General features: G+C 68.1%; 1 protein-coding gene. It reads right to left on the minus strand.

The features are described 5' to 3' along the window. Positions 1-1063: IS110 family transposase (locus AB0J67_RS41195; RefSeq protein ID WP_363491274.1), on the minus strand; the 1063-nt coding region annotated here is incomplete at its 3' end. Between the last annotated feature and the right edge of the window lie 255 nt (positions 1064-1318).

A 1318-nucleotide genomic window follows, 5' to 3' on the forward strand; every position in this document is an offset into this window, starting at 1 on the left:
TAGTCGCCCCCGGTTGTCCTCCTGGGCCCGCCGCCTGGGTGCGGCGGCGTTCGTCGGCGATCATCGTGCGCCAGACGTGATCGGCGAGGCGGCGTTTCAGGCAGCGTTGTGCTTCTCGGCGTGTTTTGCCTTCGGCGATCTTGGCCTGGTAGTAGATGTGGCCTCGGGTTCCGGGCATGCGGATCTGCGTGATGGCCACGGTGTGCAGAGCCGTGTTGAGCTGGCGGTCTCCAAGTCGTGACAGTCGGTGGCGTGCGCGCTCCGCGCTGGCGATCTCGATGGGGGCGGTGCCGGCGTACTGAGCGAAGGCGCTGGCGGTCGGGAAGCGGGTGGGGTTTCCGGTCCGGCCAAGCAGACGAGCGGCGGTCACGGCGCCGATGCCTGGAGTGTCGGTCAGCCGGCTCTGGGACTCGGCGACCAGCGCGGCCATGACTTTGGCGTTGTCCTTCAGCTTCATGTCCCATGTCTGGATCTCGGTGATCAGGTCCGTGGCGAGGCGGTGGCGGGTGAGTTCGGCGGGGCCGATGGGCGCGACCGTCTCCAGCAGCTGCTCAGCTTTGGCCGCGGATAGGTCGCGTGGTGCCCCTCCGGGCAGCAGCGCCCGCAGCAGCGCGTGAAGCTGGTTGACCGCGCGCACTCTGGACTGCGCGAGGTTGGTGCGCCGTTCATCCAGCAGCGCCAGCGCGTCGTGTGAATTCTCGGGCTGCACGGGCCGGGCGTCACCGTGGAGAGCGGCCACGCACGCCGCTGCGGCAGCGTCGATGCGGTCGTTCTTGCGGCCTGCACCGCGTGAGAGCTGGCGGACGCGGGCGGTGGCGGCGGGTGGGACGTCAACGACCTGCTCGCCCCGGGCGAGAAGCCATTCGGTCAAGTGGTGGCCCAGGCCCCGGGCGTTCTCGATGGCCCATCGCCGGGTGGGCCACTGGCAGGCCCAGTCCAGCATGCGCTGGTATTCCTGAAGCGTCGCGTCGATCCGGATCGACGCCTGGTCGCGGTTGGTCGCGGGATCGACGGCCGTAGCCGTGTGAGTCGACTTGTGTGGATCAACGCCGATCAGCATCATCAGAGGTCGTCTCCTGCTCCGAGGTGGGGTCAGTGGAATCCGCGGCTGACATCCCGACTTCGAGAAACGTGGGGTGGCCGATGCTCATGCCTCTGTTGAGTCACGCCGCGAACGGACACCGGACAGGTCGACACACCCAAAGAGAGCCAACCCGTGCGGGCGGCAGGAAGTACTCGAGTCAGCCTGCCCGGCGTCCTGCGGCACGTTACGGGCGGCCAACCCGATCACGAACACCGCTATCCCAATACAAGTCGG

Origin of the sequence: Catellatospora sp. NPDC049609 (assembly GCF_040675365.1) — a bacterium.
GTDB lineage: Bacteria > Actinomycetota > Actinomycetes > Mycobacteriales > Micromonosporaceae > Catellatospora.